Origin of the sequence: Clostridium sp. BSD9I1, assembly GCF_900185645.1 — a bacterium.
Taxonomy (GTDB): domain Bacteria; phylum Bacillota; class Clostridia; order Clostridiales; family Clostridiaceae; genus Clostridium_AK.
Genome location: NZ_FYAM01000004.1, coordinates 354,157 through 372,498, shown reverse-complemented (window position 1 = coordinate 372,498; position 18,342 = coordinate 354,157). Strand labels below are relative to the sequence as shown.

Sequence of the window (18,342 nt, the reverse complement as noted above, 5' to 3'; positions counted from 1 at the left end):
CTTCATCAAATGCTCCTTGAGCTATTCCTAGAGCTTGAGCTGCTATACCAATTCTTCCTCCATCAAGAGTCTTCATGGCAATTCCAAATCCTTTTCCTTCTTTTCCAAGTAGGTTTTCTTTTGGAACTTTAACGTCTTCAAATATAAGTTCTGTAGTTGATGATGCTCTTATTCCAAGCTTTTCTTCTACTTTACCTATTGAGAATCCTGGCATTCCTTTTTCAACTATGAAAGCGGAAATTCCTTTAGTTCCTTTGCTTCTGTCAGTCATAGCAAATACTATGAATACTTCAGCTACTCCACCGTTAGTTATAAATATCTTTGAACCGTTTAATATGTAGTGATCTCCCATATCAACAGCTATACTCTGCTGTCCTGCAGCATCTGTACCAGCGTTTGGTTCAGTTAATCCGAAAGCACCTATTCTTTCACCCTTAGCAAGTGCTGGTAAGTACTTTTCTTTTTGAGCTGGTGTTCCATGCTCATTTATTACTGATGCACATAATGAAGTGTGAGCTGAAACGATAACACCTGTTGAAGCACAAACTCTTGATAATTCTTCAACTGTTATTGCATAGGAAACAACGTCTCCACCTGCTCCACCAAATTCCTTTGAAAATGGTATTCCCATCATTCCAAGTCTCGCCATCTTCTTTACGTTTTCCATTGGAAATTCTTCTGTTATATCGATTTCTGCTGCTAATGGCTTTACTTCAGTTTCAGCAAACTCTCTTACCATCTGTCTTACAAATTCTTGTTCTCTTGTTAATGAAAAATTCATTATACTTTACCTCCTATCTATTTTTGAAGTTCTTTTCTTTTCTCTTTTCAACAAATGCTGTCATACCTTCTGTCTGGTCTTCAGTTGAGAAACATTCTCCAAACACTTCTGATTCGTAGGATAACGCTGTATCTATATCACATTGCATTCCTCTGTTTATAGCTGCTTTAGAAAGCATTACAGCTACAGGTGCATTTGCTGCTATTTTATTAGCTAAAGCTTTAGCTTCATCCATTAGACTTTCTACTTCTACAACTTTATTTACAAGTCCAATTCTTAAAGCTTCTTCAGCATTTATTATGTCTGCAGTATATATTAACTGTTTAGCCATTCCCATTCCTACAAGTCTTGGTAATCTTTGAGTTCCACCAAAACCTGGAGTAATTCCTAGGCCAACTTCTGGTTGTCCAAATTTTGCCTTTGTAGTAGCTATTCTTATATCACAAGCCATAGCTATTTCGCATCCGCCGCCAAGAGCAAATCCATGAATAGCTGCTATAACAGGTTTTTCTAAAGTTTCTAACTTTCTGAATACTTTATTTCCAAGTATTCCGAATTTCCTGCCTTCCATTGTGTTTAACTCTTTCATTTCAGTGATATCTGCACCTGCTACAAATGCCTTATCTCCACCACCAGTAAGTATAACTGCTAATACTTCATTATCATTTGCTAAATCATCAACTATTATGTCTAATTCCTTTAAAGTTTCTGAATTTAGTGCATTTAAAGCTTGAGGTCTATTGATTTTAACAATAGCAACCTTGCCTTCTTTTTCAAGGATAACATTTTTAAATTCCATATCAAATTGTCCTCCCTATAATTTTTTTATAATTCTTGTTAATATTATAACAAACATTTATAAAAAATAAAATATCTATACTCATTTTTATTATATAACGTAGAAATTTACTTTTCAACAAAAAAATTTATATTTTTTTAAATAAATTAAAAAAATAATTTGGAAATAACATTAGTTTATTCCAAATTATATTGATTTATAACACATTAAATTGTTTAAAATTAAACAAACGACATTTTTCCACAAACTTAATTATTTTCTTTTAATTCTCATCCTGGCTCATTAAATAACTTAAAGTAAGTAAGCTTTCGCTTAAATGGACATTTTCAGTGTGTACTTCTTCCGGAACCTTTAAATCAATTGGAGCAAAGTTCCATATGCTCTTAATGCCATTTCTTACAAATATATCTGCAACATTTTGAGCCGCTTTACTTGGAACACATATTACTCCAACATCTGTTGAATTTTTCTTTAAATAATCTTCCAAACCATCTATATCGTTTATCTCGATATCTCTTATTTTTAGTCCTACAAGTTTAGGATTTATATCAAATATAGCCTGCAAGTTAAAACCCAGTCTATCAAATTTAGTATAATTCGCTATTGCCTGCCCTATATTGCCTGCCCCTACTATTATAGTTTTATACTCTCTGGTAAGACCTAATATTCCACTTATTTGGTTATATAATTCTTTAACATTATATCCATAACCTTGCTGTCCAAAATCACCAAAGCAGTTAAAATCTTGTCTAATTTGAGAAGCAGTGAAGCCTATTTTTTTACTTAATTCTTTTGAGGAAATTCTATCAACTTCATTTTTAAGTAAATCCCCAAGATATCTATGGTATTTAGGCAGTCTTTTTATTACAGCCATTGATATATCTTTTTTCTTGTCCATCACTACACCTCTTAAATCTTATTTTAATCATCTTTATATTTTACCACAATTTTTATTTCTATACTATAATATATTGTGAAAAATATAGCGAAATTATTAATAAATATTTATAAAATAATTTATATCTACAAAAATTTAGCTTTACATAGTACAATAGTAATGGTAAAGAGGTGAATTAATAATGATAGTTTTAAGTTCAAAGGAAATTCATAAGACTTTTGGAATAGATATTATATTAGATAATGTTACTTTTAGTGTAAATGAAGGTGATAAGATTGGGCTTATAGGTCCTAATGGCGCCGGTAAATCTACATTATTTAAAATACTAATGGGAACTATGGAATACGATAGCGGAGAGTTATTTATAGATAAGAATAAAAATTTAGGTTATCTTTCTCAGCACCTTTCCCTAGATTCTAACAATACAATATATGACGAAATGCTTAAGGTGTTTGAAGATATAATAAACCTTGAAAATAAAATGAGAAATTTAGAAATAAAAATGAACGAACCCTATAACCCATCTAATGAAGAATATCATAATAAAATAATAAAAGATTACTCTGTAGCTACAGAGTTATATAATAATCGTGGCGGGTATACTTATAAAGGTGAAATAAGCAAGGTATTAAAAGGACTTGGATTCACTGAACAAGATTTTGATAAAACCATAAATCTTCTAAGCGGAGGCCAAAAGACAAGAGTATCCTTGTGTAAACTCCTACTAACAAATCCTCAAATATTATTACTTGACGAACCTACTAATCATTTGGACTTAGAGGCAATTGAATGGTTAGAAGATTATTTAAAGGCATATAAAGGAACCATTATAATCATATCTCATGATAGATTTTTCTTAGATGCAATAACCAATAGAACAATGGAACTTTTAAACGGCCGCATGAATTCTTATGATGGTAATTATACTAAATTTATTGATTATAAGAAAAAAGATTATGATGTAAAACTAAAAGCTTTTAATTTGCAACAAGCTGAAATTAAAAGGCAGGAAGAAATTATAGAGAAGTTTAGATCCTTTAATCGTGAAAAAAGTATAAAAGCTGCAGAAAGCAGACAAAAGGCTCTAGATAAGATAGACAGAATTGATGCTCCCGATAGAAATCCTAAAGCTGCTAAAATCACCTTTTCTACTCTTATAAAAAGCGGTAATGATGTACTTCACGTAGAAAACATGAGTAAAAGCTATGGTGATAAGTTACTTTTTGAAGACTTAAACCTAGATATTAGACGTGAAGAAAAAGTAGCTCTCATAGGTGAAAACGGCAGGGGTAAGACCACCTTACTTAAAATAATCATGGATAACATCAATGCTGATACGGGCTTAAAACTACTTGGTAAAAATGTATTCTTAGGCTACTATGATCAAGAGCAATCTGATTTAAACCTTGAAAAAACAATACTTGATGAAGTATGGGATGAGTTCCCAGATATGACCACCACACAAATCAGAAGTGCACTGGCAGCCTTTTTATTTACTGGTGATGATGTATTTAAAGAAATAAAGAAATTAAGTGGTGGAGAAAAGTGTAGAATCAATTTACTAAAGCTCATGCTTTCTAAATCCAACTTTTTACTTTTAGATGAACCAACTAATCATTTAGATATTATGTCTCGTGAAGCACTTGAAGATGCCATAATGGATTACGATGGAACTGTTTTAGTTATCTCTCATGACAGATATTTTCTAAATAAAGTTATTAACAAAATATACGAGCTAAACCAAAATGGAGTTAAGGAATACCTTGGCAATTATTCTTACTATATAGAAAAGAAGAAAAATCCACATAGATTTATGATAGAAGAAGAACAAGAAGGTAAGACTAAAACTCAGATACATCTAGAAAAGAAGAAAAAGCGTGATATAGAAAAAGCTGAAAAGGAGAAAAAGCTGAAGGTTAAGCATATCGAAGGCTCCATAGCTGATAAAGAAGAGTTACTTGTGAATCTTCAAAATCAACTATGTCTTGAAGAAGTTTATTCTGATCCTTTAAAAAGTGAGGACGTAAATAAACAGATCCTTAAAATTCAAGAAGAAATCGAAAAGCTATACGAGGAATGGGAAAACCACTTATCCGAGGATTAATAATTTTAAAATAAGTTTGTAAAGTTTAGGTGAAGACCTCTTCATCTAAACTAATTTTTATGTATAATAAAAATATCAGGAGGTAACCTTATGAATTCTAAAAAAGAATTTCTACCATATATTGCATCTATATGCTATGCTACTATATTTGGACTCAGCTTTTTATTTTCTAAAAAAGCTCTTAATCACTCTTCTCCCTTTGAACTATTATCATATAGGTTTTTAGTTGGGTTTATATTTATGTCTTTACTAATATTATTTAAAGTAGTAACCGTAAATTACAAAAACAAAAACTTAAAGCCTTTATTCTTAGTTGCACTAGCTCAGCCTGTTTTTTATTTCATTTTCGAAACCTACGGACTTAAATTTTCCTCTAGTTCTCAAGCTGGAATTATGATAGCCCTAATTCCCATATGTGTAACAATTGCAGCTATATATTTCTTAAATGAGAAATCCAACATATATCAGTGGATTTTTATAGTTTTATCAGTGATTGGAGTAGTACTCATTACAATATATAACGGAAACAGTAATAGCTCAAATAGTGTTTTAGGAACATTTCTTTTACTAGGCGCAGTTATTTCTGCATCTGTTTTCAACATACTTTCCAGGAAGGTTTCTATAAGTTTTTCTTCTTTTGAAATCACTTACTTTATGATGGGTATAGCAGCACTAACCTTTAACTTCTTATCCTTATCCACTCATTTAGTAAATGGAACCCTAATAAATTATTTCACCCCACTAAAGTCTAAAGACTTTTTAATATCAATATTTTATTTAGGATTACTTTCATCAGTTGTAGCCTTCTTTCTTGTAAATTATAGTTTATCAAAATTAGAAGCTTCAAAATCTGTAATTTTTACAAACTTATCTACTATAGTATCTATAGTAGCAGGTGTAGTATTTTTGAAAGAAAAGTTTTATACTTATCATATAATAGGTTCTCTACTAATACTTGGTGGTATATGGGGAACTAACCATATGAATATATCAAAACAAAAAGAAAAAAATACTTTATTTAAAGAAGAGGAAAGTTATGCCACAGATAAAAATTAGAGGTCTTAAAGAATCTGAAGTATGTAAAATAAGCAAAGATATGGTAGATGAGCTTCAAACTCTTTTAAAATGCCCTAGAGAATACTTTACCATAGAACTTATACCTACTACCTTAATAAAAGATGGCGAAGTTGTAGCTCCTTACATTTTTGTTGAAATAGGCTGGTTTGAAAGAGGGCAACAAACCCAAGATATGGTTGCTGGTATAGTGACAAAGCACGTGCTTGAAACCGGTCATGAAAGTGTCGACATAATGTTTACCGCATTTAAAGAAAGTTCCTACTACGAAAACGGAATGCACTTTTAGAAATATCACGACATTTTTAATGCTCTGAAGCATAGAATTTTCATCGTAGAAGACATTGAATAAGCCTTAGAACGGCTTTATTTATAAATTCAAAATACCGTTAAAAGCCTTCTACTGTCTGAACGATAGTGAGTTTAGAAGGCTTAGGGATTTTAAATTTATAAATATTAGCCGCTCTCGGCGAAACGAACGCCTTCCTAGATGAAAATTCTATACGACCCAGAGCATTAAAATGTCGTAATATCCTTATTTGCCACTCATCTTTTTAGACTTTTCTCCACAGACTTTTACTGCTTCAATTATAGTTCCTCTAAAATTATTTTTCTCCAGTGAATATACAGCTTCAATTGTAGTTCCCCCTGGTGAACACACCTTATCTTTCAATTGTCCTGGATGCTCTCCTGTTTCAAGAACCATTTTTGCAGAACCAAGCACTGCTTGAGCCGCCATTTTATAAGCTTTGTCTCTAGCAAGTCCTTGCATAACTCCGCCATCTGCTAAAGCCTCTATGAACATATATACATAAGCAGGTGAAGAGCCACTTATAGAAGTTACTGCATCCATAAGTTTTTCTTCCACCCACTCTACTTTTCCCAAACTTTCAAATATGGATGATACCTCTTTTTCCTCTTCTTCAATTAAAGACCCGTCATGACATATTGCTGCCATACCTTCCCCTACTAAAGCTGGAGTATTTGGCATAACCTTTACAAATTTATTTTCAGTGTTAAAAGACTCCTTTAAAAACTCTATGGAAATCCCTGCTCCTATGGTAATAATAATTGCATCTTTTTTAACAGTTTCTTTTATTTCCTCTATTACTTCCTTATGCTTATTAGGCTTTACTGCAAGTATTATAATGTCGCTAAGCTCAGCAACATCTCTATTATTATTAGTAATAAGCACTCCATGTTCACTCTTCACCTTTTCAAGTTCAGGCATAGTAGGATTGCTTACTAGTATTTTTTTGTTTTCAACAATATTAGATTTCACTAATCCTCCAATGATAGCTTGCCCCATGTTGCCACATCCTATAAAACCTATACTTTTATTCATATGTTTACCTCCACACTATTAAATAATAATCCTTCTCTTCAAGTTTTATATGTATAAAATACACCTTAGTTCACTTCATTAATTATATCATATGCATTTATGTTATATAATAATCTGATCACAAAAATACAGAAAGCCGACCTCTGTCGACTTTCACCTTAAACTATTTACTATTATACAGGTGGCAGGCTACACTATGCCTTTCCTCAATCTCTATCATTTCAGGTTCCTCCACCTTACATATATCCATGCACTTAGGGCATCTAGTATGAAATCTGCAGCCAGACGGAGGGTTCAACGGACTTGGTACATCTCCCTTTAATATAACCCTTTCCTTTCGCACTTTAGGATTGGGTACAGGGATTGCAGAGAGAAGCGCCTGAGTATATGGATGTTTTGGAGCATCATATAATTTCTTATCATTTGCTATCTCTACAAGTTTTCCTAAATACATTACCCCTACTCTATTACTCACATGCTTCACAACATTTAAACCATGAGCTATAAAAAGATATGTTAAATCGAATTCTTTTTGAAGATCATGTAGTAAATTTAAAACTTGAGCCTGTATAGAAACATCCAACGCTGATACCGCTTCATCACAAACTATAAGTTTTGGATTTACAGAAATCGCCCTTGCTATCCCAACTCTCTGTCTTTGTCCACCACTAAATTCATGAGGATATCTATCTTTATGATAACTTGCAAGTCCTACATAATTTAATAGATTTAAAACTCTTTTTTCTATTTCTGCGCTTTCTGCTATCTTATTTATTTTCATAGGCTCTGCTATTATATCTCCTATTGTCATTCTAGGATTTAAGGATGCATATGGATCTTGGAATATTATTTGTATATTTTTACTTAGACTTCTTTTATCTCTTTTACTTAATTCTCTTATATCCTTACCTTCAAATAATACATTGCCGCTGGTTGGATTCATCAAATTCACAAGCATTCTGCCAGTAGTAGATTTACCGCAGCCTGATTCTCCTACTAGACCTAAGGTTTCCCCTTTATATATATTAAAACTTACATCATCCACAGCTTTAACATATCCCTTATTGCTGCTCAAAAAACCAGATTGCACAGGAAAGTATTTTTTCAAATTCTTTACTTCCATCAAAAGTTCCATAGTTATACCTTCCTCCTTTCTTTGTTACTATACAAAAAGCATCTTACTTGTCTTCCATTTTGATTTATCAGAGGAGGCTCTTTTGATGTGCATCTCTCACTGCATTTACTACATCTGCTGCTGAACGCACAACCTTCAGGCATTTCTAAAGGATTCGGAACCATACCAGGTATCATAAATAATTTTTCACATTCCTCATCTATCTTAGGAATAGAATTTAACAGTCCCTGGGTATATGGATGCATTGGATTTTCAAAAATTTCATCTACTGTTCCATTTTCAACAACCTTTCCACAATACATGACTACAACCTTATCGGCTGTTTCTGCAACTACTCCTAAATCATGAGTTATCAAAAGTATTGATGTCCCTAGTTTTTCCTTAAGCTTAACCATTAAATCCAATATCTGAGCTTGTATTGTAACATCTAGCGCAGTAGTTGGCTCATCTGCAATTAAAAGTTCTGGATTACAAGTAAGAGCCATAGCAATCATTACACGCTGCCTCATACCTCCACTTAATTGATGGGGATAATCTTTAATCCTTGTTTCCGGAGAAGGTATTCCTACTAATTCAAGCATCTCTATTACTTTCTTTTCTGCTTCTTTTTTAGATAACTTCTCATGTCTCATAATAGATTCAGAAATTTGTTTTCCTACAGTAAATACAGGATTTAATGATGTCATAGGCTCTTGAAATATCATAGAAATTTTATTTCCTCTTATATCCTGCATTTCTCTTTTATTTTTATTTAATAAATTTTCACCCTTAAATAATATCTCTCCATCTATAACTTTTCCTGGAGGACTTGGTATAAGCCCCATGACGGATAAAGAGGTAACACTTTTACCACTGCCGGATTCTCCAACAATTGCTACAACTTCTCCTTTACCTATGCTAAAGTCCACACCATTAACCGCATTTACAAGTCCACCTTGCACCTTAAACTGAGTTTTTAAATTCTTCACTTCTAGCAACATTTCAATCACCTCTATTTTCTAGACCTTGGATCTAATGCATCCCTAAGTCCATCTCCAAATAAATTAAAAGCTAATACGGTAATAGTAATAGCAATACCAGGGAACAATATTATATGAGGAGCATTATAAAAATATCCTCTTCCTGCTCCAAGCATGCTTCCCCATTCGGCAAAAGGAGGCTGAACTCCTAGCCCTAAAAATCCTAAAGCTGCAGTGTCTAAAATAGCTGAAGATACTCCGAGTGTTGCACGTACTATTATAGGCGACATAACATTGGGCAAGATGTGCCTAAATATAATATTAAAATCGTTATTTCCTATTACCCTTGCCGCTTGAACATATTCACTTTCCTTAACAGATAATATGCAACTTCTAACTATTCTCGCATACTCAGGTATTGTAACAATACTTATTGCAATTACAGCTTTATCTATTCCCTTTCCTAATGCACTCATAAATGCTATAGCCAAAAGTAATGATGGAAAAGCCAGTACTATATCCATGATTCTCATTAATAGCATATCTATTTTCCCACCATAATACCCAGCTAGCGCACCAACTACGGTTCCTATACTTAATGCAATAGCAACCGAGGTTACCCCTACTCTTAAGGATATTTTTGTTCCATCTATAATTCTACTTAATATATCTCTTCCTTGTTCATCGGTTCCAAATATATGTGCGGTCGATGGGGCCTGCAAGCTTTTGGAAAGTTCTCCTACGTAAGGATTATAAGGCATAATAAATTTCCCAAATAAAGCTACTAAAGTTAATAATAAAATTATAATCAATCCCACTAGAGCCGCTTTATTCTTTATAAGAACGCTAAATATATTTTTAAAATGTTTATATTTTTCTTCACTTTCTTCAACTCTGGCATTTAACTCCACGTTAGTTTCCATTTATAATTACCTCCTATTACGAATATTTTATTCTAGGATCTAAATATGCATATAGTAAATCTACTATCAAATTTACAAGTACAAATACAATCGCTAAAATCATTACAGCTCCTTGAACCACTGGATAATCTGATTTCATTATGGCATCAATTGTATAACTCCCAACCCCTGGCCAGGAAAAAACTGTTTCAGTAAGTACAGCACCCCCAAGAAGAGAACCTAATTGAAGTCCTATTACTGTAGTTATAGGAATTAATGCATTTCTCAGTGCATGCTTAAGTATTACAACTTTTTCAAATAATCCCTTAGCTCTTGCTGTTCTTATATAATCCTGCTTGACAATTTCAAGCATTGTAGATCTTGTCATGCGGGCTATAATTGCAGTTGAATAAGAAGCTAACGCTACTGCGGGTAACGTTAAATGCATGAGTGCACTTTTAAATGCAGCCATATTTCCAGTTATTAAACTATCCAAAAGATAAAACCCTGTAACATGAGCAGGTTCCATACCTATTTGTATTCTTCCCGATACAGGCAGCCAATGAAGTTTAACTGAAAATAATACTATAAGCATAAGTCCAAGCCAAAATATTGGCATAGAAACTCCAAGCAATGCTCCTATCATACTAAGGTAATCCACAATAGAATTTTGTTTTACTGCAGATATTACTCCTATAATCACCCCAACTATAGAAGCAATAATAATAGCTGACAAAGCAAGTTCAATAGTCGCTGGAAATCTTGCTAGAATTTCTCCTGTAACCGAAGTCTTAGTTATGAGCGAATTTCCTAAGCTCCCTTTAAATACACCTCCTATAAAATCAAAATATTGTAAATATAGGGGTTTATTTAACCCAAGCTCTTCTCTTAAGTTTGCTACCTGCTCAGCTGTAGCATGTTGTCCTAATATAATACTTGCAGGGTCTGTTGTAAAAACATGCATTACTAAAAACACAAGTATTGATACCCCAAGTATTACAGGCAGTAATAGTGCTAATCTTTTAAGTATATACTTTAGCATATCTTTGGCCCCCTTCTATAATATCCAATGTATAGTCACTAATAATATGTAGTGGTTTATAATTTGTAATAAAATCGTAGCTTTCTACAAATTATGCCTATGTAGAAACCCCGTGGCTAAACGGGGTTTCTTAATCTTGTGTTAATTATTTTTCTACATCCTTTAAGAATACAACTCCTGTTGGATGAAGTTCAAAGTTTTTAACCTTTGATGAGTAAGCTGCAATACTTTTTGCATAGGATATTGGAAGCCAAACTGCCTCTTCATCTACTATCTTTTGTATTTCTTTATAAATATTATTTCTCTCTTCTCCATTTGGAGTTTTTCTTCCCTTTATAAGAAGTTCATCTACTTTAGGATTGTTATATCTAGCAGCATTTAAAGTAGATTTTATTTCTTTTGAATCAAATAATGATAAGAAGTTATCCGCATCTCCATTATCTCCATTCCATCCATAGAATAGTATATCTCCTTCTCCTTGAGCTATTTTTTCTTTGTATTCCTTCCATGGATAAACATCAATTGTAGCCTTTATTCCTACTTTTGATAAATAGTTTTGGATGGCTTCAGCTAACTTTTGTCCATTTACTGGATTATATGGTCTAGGATTTGAGTAAGTAATCATTTTAACTTGCAGATTTTCTTTTCCCGCTGCCTTCAATAACTCTTTTGCTTTTTCTGGATTGTACTGATAAGACTTTAGCTTATCATTAAACCCTGGCATAAATGATGGCATTGGAGTATATGCTACATCTGCAAAACCTTGATATAAATATTTAACAAGTTCTTCTCTATCTATAGCATAACTTATGGCTTGTCTAAGTTTAACATCATTAAATGGCGCCCTAGATGTGTTAAATGCCATATAATTTATATTCATTCCTTGTTCATTGAATAATTCCATCTTGCTGTCTGTAAGTTTTTTAATATCATTAGGATCAACTCCATCTATTATATCCACAGACCCTGTCATAAGTTCACTTGCACGTACTGAATTTTCCTTAGTAAACTTAAATACTACTTTATCTGATTTGGCTTTTTCTCCCCAATATTCAATATTTCTTTCTAAAGTTACTGCTTCACCCTTTTTCCAAGATGCAAATTTAAATGGTCCTGTTCCTACAGGGTTTTCATTTAAGTTGCCATTATTCTTCTTTATAGCATCAGGACTTGCTATTGGTGCTGCAAGACTCATTGCAAGGTTAGCCAAGAAAGGAGTATATGGTTCCTTTAATGTAACTTTCACTGTATATTCATCTACTTTTTCAACCTTCTCCACTGGCGCAAAAGTAAATGAGGCATATGGCATATCATCTTTTGCTTGAGGTGGAATTTGTCTATCTATATTAAACTTTACTGCATCTGCATTAAATGGTGTTCCATCATGGAATTTCACTCCTTGACGTAGTTTAAATATATACTCTTTTCCATCATCACTTATCTTCCATTCTGTTGCAAGACATGGCTCTACCTCTGTTGACCCCTCTTTATATTGAAGTAATCCTTCATACACATTTACAATTATCTTAGCTGACTCTCCATCATCAACATAAGCTGGATCTAATCCTCTAGGATCAGAACCTTGAGCATAAATAAGTGTTTTAGGCGCAGAAGCATTTCCACTAGTTGTCTGTTTATCTCCTCCTCCACATCCTGCTAGAAGCGTTGTTGTTATAACCATACTGGTTATCAATAATGCTAGTACTCTTCGTTTCATTTTTTAGAAGCCCCCTTCATTTTTCTTAAACTTGAATAATACTTTAAAACTCAATCTTTTACTCCTCTGATTTAAAACATTAAAGCATTTAGTTTTTAGCATATTTAATACATCTCAATTATGTTTATGCACAAAACTATTAAAACAATTAACCACCTACAACCCTTTACCACCAACGCATTACCATTGATTTATGTAAATTCAAATCATAAGCCGATTATTAATTTTTATTATTTTCCATTATAGACCCATTGACTAAAAATTGCAATTTTTAAAATCCCAAATTTCACTTTTTATAGTTAATGTAATCAATTTCATTTAGAAATTCTTAACATTTTGTACCTAATTTATCCTTTTAGTTTTCGTATTGAATTCACTTGTTTTTTCACTAAGGATTCTGCAACTAATTTAACAAAAAATAAAAAAGCTGCAAAACAGCTTTTTTATCTTTGCCCTAATTTTAAATTTGGTACTGCATTTAACTCCATGGAAGATACCCTTCCCTTTAAAAACTCAAAATACGCTGCACTTCCTATCATGGCAGCATTGTCTGTGCATAGTATAGGTTCTGGAAATAACACCTCTATATCATTTTCACGACCTCTATTAATTAAGGTACTTCTCAAGCATGAGTTAGATGCCACTCCTCCTGCTACTGCTATTTTGTTTACTTTTTTAATCTTGCAAGCTTTCATTGCATTATCAACTAGAAACTCAACTACTGCCTTTTGGAAAGATGCTGCCACGTCAGCCTTATTGATCTCTTCACCTTTCATTTCCATAGAATTTAAATAGTTTAAAACTGCAGATTTTAATCCACTAAATGAAAAATCCAAGGATGTATCATCATGAAAGTTTGCTCTTGGAAATTTTATTGCATCTTCATTTCCTTCTTTAGCAAGCTTATCAATTTTAGGTCCACCTGGATATCCTAATCCTAACGCCCTGGCTATCTTGTCATAAGCTTCTCCTGCTGCATCATCTCTAGTTTGGCCCATTACTTCAAATTCACCGTAATCTTTCATATATACTACAAATGTATGCCCCCCTGATACTACAAGACACACAAAAGGTGGCTCCAAATCTTTATGCTGAATAAAATTTGAACTTATATGACCTTCAATATGATTTACTCCAATAAGTGGTTTATCCAAAGCAAAAGCCAATGCCTTAGCATATTGAAGACCCACAAGCAATGCCCCTACAAGACCTGGTCCATACGTAACACCTATTGCATCTATATCTTCAAAGCTAATATTTGCTTTATCTATTGCCTCCTTAGCCACTGCACCAACTACCTCAATATGCATTCTCGAAGCTACTTCAGGAACAACTCCTCCAAACTTTTTATGTGTATCTATTTGAGAAGCTATAACATTTGAAAGTACATCTCTTCCATTTACCACTACCGCTGCAGAAGTTTCATCGCAGCTACTCTCTATAGCAAGAATTTTAATTTTCTTCTCCATACTTTTACCTCTCTTATATTTCAATTATTAGATATATTTAAATTTGTTTTCATTTTAAATTTTATATTGTAAGTTCAATAAATTATTATACTTTATTAGTACCTTATAATCAAATATTTGTATCGATGGAACTTATTATGCTATTATTAAATAAGATCTCATTTTAATATTGAAATTTATTGTACATAATTATATAAACAAAAGGTGATTAATATGAATAAGTATGCCAAGGTTATAGTAAAAGGTTCTCCTATATCCAAATCGAACTTTAAGCTATCAAATTTAAAGGGACGAGCAATTTTACCTTATAATTCAGGGAAATACCATGATAGATACGCCCTTTATGAAGAAGAAATTGCCTATGCTGCTAGAATTCAAAATCCTCATATAGTACTTACAGAAGCATTAATTGCAGTCCTCAAGGTTTATTATAAAAGTCAAAAGAGACATCCTGATACAAACAATATTACTAAAAGCATTTTTGATGGTATAGAAAAAAGCGGATTAATTATAAATGATGCTCAGATCAGAAGACTTATAATAGAAGAATATTACGATAAAGAAAATCCTAGATTTGAACTAGAATTATTTGCTGAAAGTATATATACCATGAGATATGATATATGCAAAAAGGAAACTAATGACATACCAATAGAATATGAACCTCCTTCTAATAAAAAGAACCTAGGTAACTCTGCTAAAAAAAATATCCCCTCACCCAATAATTTAACTTCTTGCAACATATGCGGAAAAGGAATCACTGCTGAAAATTCTATTTCAGCTAATAAAGGGAAAATGCTTATATGTAAAGAGTGTCTAAAAAAACTTTTTTAGACACTCACTTTAATATTTATAGAAACTTAACTTCTACTCTTCTTCTACTCTTCTTCTACATTTATAGTAATCTTACTGCAATTTGGACACTTTAAAAACATATCCTTTGTTACCTTTAATATTTCCATTTCTCCTGGTGTAAGTATTTCCTTTTCAATACGCTTCTCTAGCAAATCATCAAAATAAATATCTATATGGCTATTCTTAAATACATTATTTACTCTAAGGCTCAATTCAACATATTCTTCTACATTTTTAACATTTATATATTTAGGTACCGTATATGCTACGCCTTTACCTGATACTATTTCCGTCACATCTTCACCATTTTGAAAATTCATCCCCATTACATATAATGCTGCATTTTTTCCAGCTATGTGACTTTCCATACTTACATTATCCACTAGGTCATATACATGAAGAACATTCCCACAAGCAAATATACCATCTATATTAGTTTCTAAGCTTTCATTTACTATAGGACCTCCTGTAATTTTAGAAAGTTCAACTTCCGCTTTTCTCGATAGTTCATTCTCAGGTAAGAGCTCTACAGATAAAATCAAAGTATCACATTCAATAAATTCTTCTGTCCCTTTTAAAGTTCTCCCATTTTCATCTACCCTTGCTATGGTAACTCCTTCAAGACGGTCTCTTCCTTTTATATCTATAACTGTATGACTTAACTTTAGAGGAATGTCAAAGTCATCAAGACATTGTACAACATTTCTCTTAAGCCCTACAGGATAATTCATAAATTCTACTACAGCCTTAACATCGGCTCCTTCAAGAGTCATCCTTCTTGCCATTATAAGCCCTATATCTCCAGAACCCAAAACCACAACTTCCTTCCCAGGAAGATATCCCTCAATATTTACAAATCTTTGCGCCGTTCCTGCAGTAAATATCCCTGCACATTTACCACCTGTTATATTTAATACTCCTCTTGGCCTTTCTCTGCATCCCATAGCCAGCACTACTGCCTTTGCCTTTATTTCCAATATGCCTTCATCTGGATTCACAGCACTTATAATCTTATCCCTACTTAAATCTAATACCATAGTATTTAGCTTATATTCTATATTTGATTTTTCTATCTTATTTATATATCTTTGTGCATATTCAGGACCTGTGAGTTCTTCCTTAAATGTACGAAGTCCAAATCCATTATGTATACATTGATTTAAAATTCCTCCAAGCTCATTTCCTCTCTCCAGTATAAGGATATCTCCTACCCCTTCTTCCTTTGCAGAAATTGCAGCTGCAAGTCCTGCTGGACCTCCACCTATTATAACAATATCATATTCCTGCATAATTTAATTCCTCCAATTTAAAGTAGCTCTTTAAAAGCCTATTCTATAGTAATTTTTAACAAATACATTTTATCATTATGATTTATAGGTTTCAAGAAATACTCTTATAAAACTAACATATATAATTATTATATAAAAAAGTGTTGACATATTCCCTCCTTGATGATACAATAATCTTCGTAATGAAGGGGTATAGCTCAATTGGTAGAGTAGCGGTCTCCAAAACCGTTGGTTCCGGGTTCAAGTCCTCGTGCCCCTGCCAGATATAATATAGAAGCGTTTAAAATAAAAGGTTCTAATAGATTATAAAATCTACTAGAACCTTTTATTTGCTTTTATTAGCATTTTCTTAACCGCTTATAAACCAAAGCAGCTAAAGATTCTTTGTTTATATCGTTATACTTCTCCAAATTCAATTTCGTGTTCAAGTATTTCATTAATACCTTGGAGTAATCATATATATTCTGTTCTGCAAGCTTAAATGTATCTTTTCTCTTAATTTTCTCATAGATTCATTAGAATTATTCCTAGACTTTAACATATTTTTAGTGTACTTCTAAAGGTTATAGTTTATACCCTTATTCTGTTATCTTTTGAGCAAAAAAACAGATGAAGCTAAGCATTGTCGCTTAGCTAAAATTCTTAACATAATCTATAACTTATATCCACAATGTGGGCAGTATTGAAATCCCGTTTCCATCTCTCTTCCACAATTACTACATCTAATAAGTGTTGTATAATTTTCTCCCCTAAACATAGGATTTAAATCCACATCATTAATTACTGGATTTTCACCTACCTTTAGTCTTTCTCCAAGCTCCTTAGGTATTTCAAAAACCGCAGTGCAGCTTCTGCATTTTAAATAATATCTATAGTTCCACTTAAATATAGGTATAAAAAAGAAATGAAAAAAGTTATATTTTTCTATAAGCTCATATGTAGTCATTCTTTCGCAATCTTTACAAACCATATTTTGAATATTTCTTATTTCCTTATGCTTTTCTTCAATTCCAAATACACCTATAAAAAACATAATTAAATCACTCTTTCTTTACTTTAATTTTTTTCAGGTTAGATAAGTTATTTTTTAATAGATCTATGTAAGTAAAGTTTTCCTCGTATACATGTATCTTTACTGGATGCATATTATATTTTTTTATTATTTCCTCGTTTTTCTTTAGTTCTTCATTATTATTATACATAAATAAAATATTTTCTTCGGCATTTAGTTTTTCTTCTAAATCCTTATCATTCTTAATAGTTAATGAATTAATACTCTTTAATCCTACATATTTTACAAAGTATTCCAATTCCTCTTCTCTAAAAAATATTACATTTCCCTCAAGTTCTTTTGAAATTTTTTTAAAATCCTTCTCATAAGGCTCTATTTTTTTTAAATGCTCCATAAAATTTTTTTCGTAATAATCATTATTTCGAGGGTCCTTATCCTGTAATGCATTTTTAATATTTAAAATAGAAATTTTATAATTATCTATATTAAGCCAGTAATAAGGATTATCTTTTATTGTTCTCTTACCATATTTCTTTTCTTTATTATAAGCTATAAGTTTTACACCTCTAGAAGCACTTGTGACTCCTAATTTATTTTTGCTTAAACTATCTATGAAATCCTTGTCCCAAGGCTCTAACCCTACTCCATTATATATAAATAAGTCCTGTTTCGAAATGTTACTTAAACTATCATCTGTATATTTAAAATTCATGCCTTGTGAGGGATCTTTAAACATATAACTCACATAGTGTCTATCCTTAGTTAATTCTAATGTCATATTATATATAAATTTATTTGTAGTTACTATATTTAACAAGACTTGTTCTTCTTTTTCTATAGGCTTCTTCCATTCATTGTTAATTGTACTCTCCACAGGAGTACAGCTATATAAAACCGCTGCCATATATAAAATTACTACATAAAATAATTTTTTCAATTATTTCACCTCTTAATGTATACA

17 protein-coding genes and 1 tRNA gene are annotated in these 18,342 nt (G+C 32.1%); 5 read left to right on the top strand and 13 right to left on the bottom strand.

Annotation, left to right across the window (positions count from 1 at the left end):
* The 3 genes from BSD9I1_RS02265 to BSD9I1_RS02255 form a co-directional block, all read right to left on the bottom strand.
* Positions 1–781: acyl-CoA dehydrogenase family protein (locus BSD9I1_RS02265; RefSeq protein ID WP_186428938.1), on the bottom strand; the 781-nt coding region annotated here is incomplete at its 3' end.
* Between the two features lie 13 nt (positions 782–794).
* Positions 795–1,580, bottom strand: a complete 786-nt coding sequence (locus BSD9I1_RS02260) for a short-chain-enoyl-CoA hydratase (protein ID WP_035307406.1) — start codon at positions 1,578–1,580, stop codon at positions 795–797.
* A 262-nt stretch (positions 1,581–1,842) separates the two neighbouring features.
* A complete protein-coding gene (locus BSD9I1_RS02255) occupies positions 1,843–2,478 on the bottom strand; it encodes a redox-sensing transcriptional repressor Rex (RefSeq protein WP_035307404.1) in 636 nt (211 codons plus the stop codon).
* 181 nt (positions 2,479–2,659) lie between these two features.
* On the opposite strand from BSD9I1_RS02255, the gene BSD9I1_RS02250 reads away from it, so the two are divergent.
* The 3 genes from BSD9I1_RS02250 (at position 2,660) to BSD9I1_RS02240 (ending at position 5,945) form a co-directional block, all read left to right on the top strand.
* On the top strand, positions 2,660–4,582 hold the full coding sequence (locus tag BSD9I1_RS02250; protein ID WP_186428937.1) for an ABC-F family ATP-binding cassette domain-containing protein: 1,923 nt from the start codon (positions 2,660–2,662) through the stop codon (positions 4,580–4,582).
* Between the two features lie 90 nt (positions 4,583–4,672).
* Complete coding sequence (locus tag BSD9I1_RS02245) at positions 4,673–5,638, top strand: DMT family transporter (RefSeq protein ID WP_186428936.1); 966 nt, start codon at positions 4,673–4,675, stop codon at positions 5,636–5,638.
* On the top strand, positions 5,619–5,945 hold the full coding sequence (locus BSD9I1_RS02240) for a DUF1904 domain-containing protein (RefSeq protein ID WP_186428935.1): 327 nt from the start codon (positions 5,619–5,621) through the stop codon (positions 5,943–5,945). The genes BSD9I1_RS02245 and BSD9I1_RS02240 overlap by 20 nt, the downstream gene beginning before the upstream one ends.
* Positions 5,946–6,191: 246 nt before the next feature.
* Here BSD9I1_RS02240 and proC read toward each other — a convergent pair whose 3' ends face one another.
* From proC to tsaD, 7 genes are all read right to left on the bottom strand, one after another.
* Positions 6,192–7,001: a pyrroline-5-carboxylate reductase gene (proC, locus tag BSD9I1_RS02235; protein ID WP_186428934.1), complete on the bottom strand. Its 810-nt coding sequence runs from the start codon at positions 6,999–7,001 to the stop codon at positions 6,192–6,194.
* Positions 7,002–7,164: 163 nt separating this feature from the next.
* Positions 7,165–8,136, bottom strand: a complete 972-nt coding sequence (locus BSD9I1_RS02230; protein WP_186428933.1) for an ABC transporter ATP-binding protein — start codon at positions 8,134–8,136, stop codon at positions 7,165–7,167.
* Between the two features lie 2 nt (positions 8,137–8,138).
* Entirely contained in the window at positions 8,139–9,116 is a 978-nt protein-coding gene (locus BSD9I1_RS02225; RefSeq protein WP_278281150.1) for an ABC transporter ATP-binding protein, read from the bottom strand.
* Between the two features lie 11 nt (positions 9,117–9,127).
* Positions 9,128–10,018 carry a nickel transporter permease gene (gene nikC, locus BSD9I1_RS02220; protein WP_186428932.1) on the bottom strand — a complete coding sequence of 297 codons (891 nt, stop codon included), beginning with the start codon at positions 10,016–10,018 and terminating at the stop codon, positions 9,128–9,130.
* 16 nt (positions 10,019–10,034) lie between these two features.
* Positions 10,035–11,039: an ABC transporter permease gene (locus tag BSD9I1_RS02215; protein WP_186428931.1), complete on the bottom strand. Its 1,005-nt coding sequence runs from the start codon at positions 11,037–11,039 to the stop codon at positions 10,035–10,037.
* A gap of 145 nt (positions 11,040–11,184) precedes the next feature.
* Positions 11,185–12,756, bottom strand: coding sequence for an ABC transporter substrate-binding protein (locus BSD9I1_RS02210; protein ID WP_186428930.1), 1,572 nt, complete (start codon positions 12,754–12,756; stop codon positions 11,185–11,187).
* 443 nt (positions 12,757–13,199) lie between these two features.
* Positions 13,200–14,225, bottom strand: a complete 1,026-nt coding sequence (gene tsaD / locus BSD9I1_RS02205; protein ID WP_186428929.1) for a tRNA (adenosine(37)-N6)-threonylcarbamoyltransferase complex transferase subunit TsaD — start codon at positions 14,223–14,225, stop codon at positions 13,200–13,202.
* 213 nt (positions 14,226–14,438) lie between these two features.
* On the opposite strand from tsaD, the gene BSD9I1_RS02200 reads away from it, so the two are divergent.
* A complete protein-coding gene (locus BSD9I1_RS02200) occupies positions 14,439–15,059 on the top strand; it encodes a RusA family crossover junction endodeoxyribonuclease (RefSeq protein WP_186428928.1) in 621 nt (206 codons plus the stop codon).
* 44 nt (positions 15,060–15,103) lie between these two features.
* On the opposite strand, the gene BSD9I1_RS02195 is transcribed toward BSD9I1_RS02200, so the two are convergent.
* A complete protein-coding gene (locus BSD9I1_RS02195; protein ID WP_186428927.1) occupies positions 15,104–16,369 on the bottom strand; it encodes an NAD(P)/FAD-dependent oxidoreductase in 1,266 nt (421 codons plus the stop codon).
* Positions 16,370–16,555: 186 nt separating this feature from the next.
* On the opposite strand from BSD9I1_RS02195, the gene BSD9I1_RS02190 reads away from it, so the two are divergent.
* Positions 16,556–16,631, top strand: a tRNA-Trp gene (locus BSD9I1_RS02190).
* A gap of 390 nt (positions 16,632–17,021) precedes the next feature.
* Here the strand turns inward: BSD9I1_RS02190 and BSD9I1_RS02185 are convergent.
* Together BSD9I1_RS02185 and BSD9I1_RS02180 are read right to left on the bottom strand one after the other, a co-directional pair.
* A complete protein-coding gene (locus BSD9I1_RS02185) occupies positions 17,022–17,402 on the bottom strand; it encodes a zinc-ribbon domain-containing protein (protein WP_186428926.1) in 381 nt (126 codons plus the stop codon).
* A 7-nt stretch (positions 17,403–17,409) separates the two neighbouring features.
* A complete protein-coding gene (locus BSD9I1_RS02180; protein WP_186428925.1) occupies positions 17,410–18,318 on the bottom strand; it encodes a metal ABC transporter solute-binding protein, Zn/Mn family in 909 nt (302 codons plus the stop codon).
* Between the last annotated feature and the right edge of the window lie 24 nt (positions 18,319–18,342).

Coding starts and splice junctions, on each gene's coding strand:
- BSD9I1_RS02260 (WP_035307406.1), bottom strand. CDS start 1,580: ATGGAATTTAAAAATGTTATCCTTGAAAAAGAAGGCAAGGTTGCTATT.
- nikC (WP_186428932.1), bottom strand. CDS start 10,018: ATGGAAACTAACGTGGAGTTAAATGCCAGAGTTGAAGAAAGTGAAGAA.
- BSD9I1_RS02225 (WP_278281150.1), bottom strand. CDS start 9,116: ATGTTGCTAGAAGTGAAGAATTTAAAAACTCAGTTTAAGGTGCAAGGT.
- BSD9I1_RS02240 (WP_186428935.1), top strand. CDS start 5,619: ATGCCACAGATAAAAATTAGAGGTCTTAAAGAATCTGAAGTATGTAAA.
- BSD9I1_RS02195 (WP_186428927.1), bottom strand. CDS start 16,369: ATGCAGGAATATGATATTGTTATAATAGGTGGAGGTCCAGCAGGACTT.
- proC (WP_186428934.1), bottom strand. CDS start 7,001: ATGAATAAAAGTATAGGTTTTATAGGATGTGGCAACATGGGGCAAGCT.
- BSD9I1_RS02200 (WP_186428928.1), top strand. CDS start 14,439: ATGAATAAGTATGCCAAGGTTATAGTAAAAGGTTCTCCTATATCCAAA.
- BSD9I1_RS02230 (WP_186428933.1), bottom strand. CDS start 8,136: ATGGAACTTTTGATGGAAGTAAAGAATTTGAAAAAATACTTTCCTGTG.
- BSD9I1_RS02185 (WP_186428926.1), bottom strand. CDS start 17,402: ATGTTTTTTATAGGTGTATTTGGAATTGAAGAAAAGCATAAGGAAATA.
- BSD9I1_RS02255 (WP_035307404.1), bottom strand. CDS start 2,478: ATGGACAAGAAAAAAGATATATCAATGGCTGTAATAAAAAGACTGCCT.
- BSD9I1_RS02210 (WP_186428930.1), bottom strand. CDS start 12,756: ATGAAACGAAGAGTACTAGCATTATTGATAACCAGTATGGTTATAACA.
- BSD9I1_RS02215 (WP_186428931.1), bottom strand. CDS start 11,039: ATGCTAAAGTATATACTTAAAAGATTAGCACTATTACTGCCTGTAATA.
- BSD9I1_RS02245 (WP_186428936.1), top strand. CDS start 4,673: ATGAATTCTAAAAAAGAATTTCTACCATATATTGCATCTATATGCTAT.
- BSD9I1_RS02250 (WP_186428937.1), top strand. CDS start 2,660: ATGATAGTTTTAAGTTCAAAGGAAATTCATAAGACTTTTGGAATAGAT.
- tsaD (WP_186428929.1), bottom strand. CDS start 14,225: ATGGAGAAGAAAATTAAAATTCTTGCTATAGAGAGTAGCTGCGATGAA.